The sequence below is a fragment of the Pseudomonas sp. CM25 genome, from assembly GCF_013179705.1.
Taxonomy (GTDB): domain Bacteria; phylum Pseudomonadota; class Gammaproteobacteria; order Pseudomonadales; family Pseudomonadaceae; genus Aquipseudomonas.
Genome location: NZ_JABMCW010000413.1, coordinates 1 through 4259 on the forward strand (window position 1 = coordinate 1; position 4259 = coordinate 4259).

A 4259-nucleotide genomic window follows, 5' to 3' on the forward strand; every position below is an offset into this window, starting at 1 on the left:
TGCGGGTTGAGGAACTGCGGCAGCACCGCCAGCATGAACACCAACGCCTTGGGGTTGCTGACGTTGACCAGGAAACCACGGAACACCAGGCTAAGCGGCTTGCCGATCGGGCGCACGGCGGACTCGTCGCTCATGTCCATCGGCAGGGCCCGCCACTGCTTGTAAGCCAGGTAGACAAGGTAGCCAACGCCGAACCATTTGATGACCTGGAAGGCCGTGGCAGAGGCAGCCAGCACGGCTCCGACACCGGCGGCAATAATGGCGATTTGGACAATCAGGCCCAACTGCAGGCCCAGGGCGTTCCAGTAACCACGCCAGAAGCCATATTGCAGGCCGCTGGACATCGAGGCGATCGCCCCGGCACCGGGTGAAAGGCTGATCACCCAACAGGCGGCAAAGAAGCCCAACCATACTTCCATCGACATCACGCACCTCGCTCGAACATATGTTGCAAAACGTTAAGCTAAGGCGGTGGTGAAAAAATAACCAGCTATTTTTGGGGGCGTTCGCTTTGAGACCTGCATCGTCTATGAGACCGAGCGCTGAAAGAGTCAAGGCGAACACCCTTCAGTCCTCACCCAATCCAAGCCCCCCGATCAAGACAGCGCCTCAAGCTCCGCCTGCATGCTTTCGAGGGTCTCCAGCGCTTCCATCCAGGCCTCTTCCAGCTCGCCTTCGCGCTGTTTGAGCTTGGTCTGGCGCGCCAGCAGGTCACGCAACTCATCCTTGCGTGCAGCTTCGTACAGACCGCCGTCACCCATGACGGTATCGATCTCGGCCAGTTGCGCGTGCACCTGGTTGAGCTCGCTTTCCAGCTTGTCAGCGGCTTTCTTGTGCGGGGCCAGTTGCTGGCGCAAGGCTGCCGCAGCCTGGCGCTGGGCTTTCTTGTCGGTCTTGTCCGGGTTGACCGGGGCAGCGCTGGCCGGGGCGCTGCGCTGGCGGAACTCGACCAGCCAGCGGCTGTAATCGTCGAGGTCGCCATCGAAGGTATCGACCTTGCCGTCGGCCACCAGCAGGAAATCGTCGGTGGTGCTCTTGAGCAAGTGACGGTCGTGGGATACCACCACCACCGCCCCCTCGAACTCCTGCAGGGCCATGGTCAGCGCCAGGCGCATTTCCAGGTCGAGGTGGTTGGTCGGCTCGTCCAGCAGCAGCAGGTTCGGCCGCTCCCAAGCGATAAGGGCCAGCGCCAGGCGGGCCTTTTCGCCACCGGAGAAATTCACTACCGGCTCGTCGGTGCGGGCACCGTGGAAGTCGAAACCACCCAGAAAGTCGCGCAGGGTCTGTTCGCGCTCGGTGGGGGCAATGCGCTGCAGGTGCAGCAGCGGGCTGGCCTTGTCGTCCAGCGAGTCCAGCTGGTGCTGGGCGAAATAGCCAACGGCCAGGTTTTCGCCACGTACCAGGCGGCCGGACAGCGGTTCGAGCTCGCCGGCCAGGTTCTTGATCAGGGTCGACTTGCCGGCACCGTTGGGGCCGAGCAGGCCGATACGCGCACCCGGTGTGAGCTGCAGCTTGACCTTGTCGAGGATGGCCTTGTCACCATAACCCAGGCGGCCTTCGGACATGCTCAGCAACGGGCTGGAGATTTTCTGCGATTCGCGGAAGACGAAGTCGAACGGCGAATCGACATGCGCCGCAGACAGCTCCTCCATGCGCTCCAGGGCCTTGATCCGGCTTTGAGCCTGGCGGGCCTTGGTGGCTTGCGCCTTGAAGCGGGCGATGTACTTTTCCATGTGCGCGCGCTGCGCCTGCTGCTTCTCGTAGGCTTGCTGCTGTTGCGCCAGGCGTTCGGCACGGGTGCGTTCGAAGGCGCTGTAGCCGCCCTTGTAAAGGTTCAGCTTGCGCTGTTCGACGTGCAGCACATGGTCGACCACGGCATCCAGGAAGTCGCGGTCGTGGGAGATCAGCAACAGCGTGCCGGGGTAGCCCTTGAGCCAGTCTTCAAGCCACAGGATGGCATCCAGGTCCAGGTGGTTGGTGGGCTCGTCGAGCAGCAGCAGGTCGGAAGGGCACATCAATGCCTGGGCCAGGTTCAGGCGCATCCGCCAGCCACCGGAAAAGTCGCCGACGCGGCGGTCCATCTGCTCGTTGGTGAAGCCCAGGCCCGCCAGCAACTTGCGCGCACGGGCGTCGGCGGTATAACCGTCGGCGCTTTCCAGCTCACTGTGCAGGCGTGCCAGGGCGGTGCCGTCGTGGGCTTGCTCGGCCACCGCCAGTTCGGCCTGGACCTTGCGCAGGCGCACGTCGCCGTCGAGCACATAGTCCACGGCCAGACGGTCGAGGGTGTCGACCTCCTGGCGCATGTGGGCAATGCGCCAGTCACCGGGCAGCAGGCAATCGCCGCCATCGGGCGACAGCTCACCGCGCAGCAAGGCGAACAGGCTGGATTTTCCGGCACCGTTGGCGCCGATCAGGCCGGCCTTGTGACCGGCGTGCAGGGTCATCTCGGCGCCATCTAGCAAGCGCTGCGGACCACGCTGTAAAGTGAGGTTGGATAGTCTGATCATGATGGTCGCGGAGTCTACCAGCTTCCTCGGCCCATAGCGCGAGTGGAACCATGCACACCGACCTGTGGAATCACGCCCTGGCCCTGTATGCCAGGCCCGGCGTAGAGGCCGCCTGCCTTGACCTGCAGGCGCTGGGTGGCGATGTCTGCCTGCTGCTGTGCGCAACCTGGCTGCAAGCACGTGGGGTAGCGGTGGGGGACGCGCGCGTGCAGGCGCTGCGCGAGGTTGCCCAGCGCTGGCAGCAAGAAGTGGTCACCCCGTTACGCACCTTGCGCCAGCAATGGCGAGCTGCAGCGCAGGATGATGCGCAGCTGGCGACCTTGCGTGATCAGGTCAAGGGGTTGGAGCTGCAGGCCGAGAAGGCCTTGCTGGAGCGCTTGCAGAAACGCTCGCTACAGTGGCCCGCGGACTCGGCTGAGCCCACGGACGATTGGCTGACCCGGCTGGCGCCGGAACAGGCTCGGCACCACGACGCGCTGGGTCGGTTGCGCGTCGCGGCGGCCGCGCTTCAGGACGCCGAAGAAGGTGCCTGAGCCGGGGTGCTGGCAGGTGCCGAAGCGCCTGTCGAAGCTGCCGGAGAAGCTGAGTTGGTCGCAGTGGCCGGGGTGCTGGCGGGCGTAGACGGTTTGGCTTCGGCTGGCTTGCTGGCGGCCGGTTTGGCGGCGGCTGGCTTTGCAGCGGGTTTGGCCGCTGTACGTGCCGGTGCCTTGGCGGCAGCTGGTTTTGCAGCTGGCTTGGCGGCAGCGGCTTTCGCTGGCGCCGGCTTGGCCGCAGCAGTAGCTTTGGCTGCTGGCTTGGCCGCTGGTTTGGCTGCAGCAGCTTTGGCAGCTGGCTTGGCCGCAGGTTTGGCTGAAGCAGCGGCCTTGGCAGCTGGCTTGGCCGCAGGTTTGGCTGAAGCAGCGGCTTTGGCAGCTGGCTTGGCCGCAGGTTTGGCTGCAGCAGCGGCTTTGGTAGCTGGCTTGGCTGCAGGTTTGGCTGCAGCAGCGGCTTTGGCAGCTGGCTTGGCTGCAGGCTTCGCCGCAGCAGCAGTTCTGGCAGCTGGCTTGGCAGCAGGTTTGGCTGCAGCAGCAGTTCTGGCAGCTGGCTTGGCCGCAGGTTTCGCCCCAGCAGTAGCTCTGGTCGCTGGCTTGGCCGCAGCTGGCTTGGTGGTCTTGGCGGCGCGCTGATCAAGCGCCTTGGCAGCTGCTTCGCGAACCTTGCCTACACCCTGGGCCAGTTTCAGGCTGTCCTGAGCATCACGCTTGAGTTGCTGGATATACGCGCGAGTCTGGGTCTGACGTTCCTTGAGGGAATCGAGCAGGTCTTCAAGTTCGCCGATGGCTTTTTGCGCCTTGTTCTGCGCCTTGGCTTTACCTGCCTTGGCCGAATCCTGAAGTTTCAGGCGACCGTTGTGCAGTTTTTCCTGAGCCTTGCCACGCTGCTTTTCCAACTTGGCCAGCAGTTTCTCCGCATCAGCCAGCGCTTGTGAGCAGGCATCTTCCAAGTGTTCGAGCAGGCTGCCCGAAAGTTGCTGGAGCAGGTGCAACGGCGTACTTACTGGCTTCTTCTTGGCCGACATGGTTTACCTCCTGGCTGACGAGATTGCGGCTCATACTATGCTTCTGCTGCTACCGCCGCTAGGGCATGTTGACAGTAATATTTACGCCGCGTTGCATGCCTGGGCAAAGTTGTTATCTTGCAGCTGCATGAAAGTGTAGTTGCAGATTTAATCATTGCTGATATTTGCCAGTTGCCTTGCAACGCATCCCTGTA

Annotated in this window: 4 protein-coding genes; 1 reads left to right on the forward strand and 3 read right to left on the reverse strand. The window is 63.3% G+C overall.

The genetic code is table 11. The annotated features are described in order from the left end of the window. Both HP546_RS26790 and HP546_RS26795 read right to left on the reverse strand, forming a co-directional pair. On the reverse strand, nt 1-425 hold a 425-nt coding region (locus HP546_RS26790), incomplete at its 3' end, for a LysE family translocator (RefSeq protein WP_172231817.1). Between the two features lie 171 nt (nt 426-596). Continuing rightward, entirely contained in the window at nt 597-2507 is a 1911-nt protein-coding gene (locus tag HP546_RS26795) for an ATP-binding cassette domain-containing protein (RefSeq protein WP_172231820.1), read from the reverse strand. Nucleotides 2508-2557: 50 nt separating this feature from the next. Between HP546_RS26795 and HP546_RS26800 the strand changes: the two genes are divergently transcribed. Next, nucleotides 2558-3040 (forward strand): TIGR02444 family protein, encoded by a 483-nt coding sequence (locus tag HP546_RS26800; protein ID WP_172231823.1) that lies wholly within the window; start codon nt 2558-2560, stop codon nt 3038-3040. Here HP546_RS26800 and HP546_RS26805 read toward each other — a convergent pair. Beyond that, the gene (locus HP546_RS26805; RefSeq protein ID WP_172231826.1) at nt 3016-4065 is read right to left on the reverse strand and encodes an AlgP family protein; all 1050 of its coding nucleotides are present in this window, start codon (nt 4063-4065) and stop codon (nt 3016-3018) included. The two genes, HP546_RS26800 and HP546_RS26805, sit on opposite strands and share 25 nt — an antisense overlap. Nucleotides 4066-4259 lie beyond the last annotated feature (194 nt).

Excerpts from the sequence above, each read along its gene's own strand:
- HP546_RS26795 (WP_172231820.1), bottom strand. The coding sequence starts at position 2,507 with ATGATCAGACTATCCAACCTCACTTTACAGCGTGGTCCGCAGCGCTTG.
- HP546_RS26800 (WP_172231823.1), top strand. The coding sequence starts at position 2,558 with ATGCACACCGACCTGTGGAATCACGCCCTGGCCCTGTATGCCAGGCCC.
- HP546_RS26805 (WP_172231826.1), bottom strand. The coding sequence starts at position 4,065 with ATGTCGGCCAAGAAGAAGCCAGTAAGTACGCCGTTGCACCTGCTCCAG.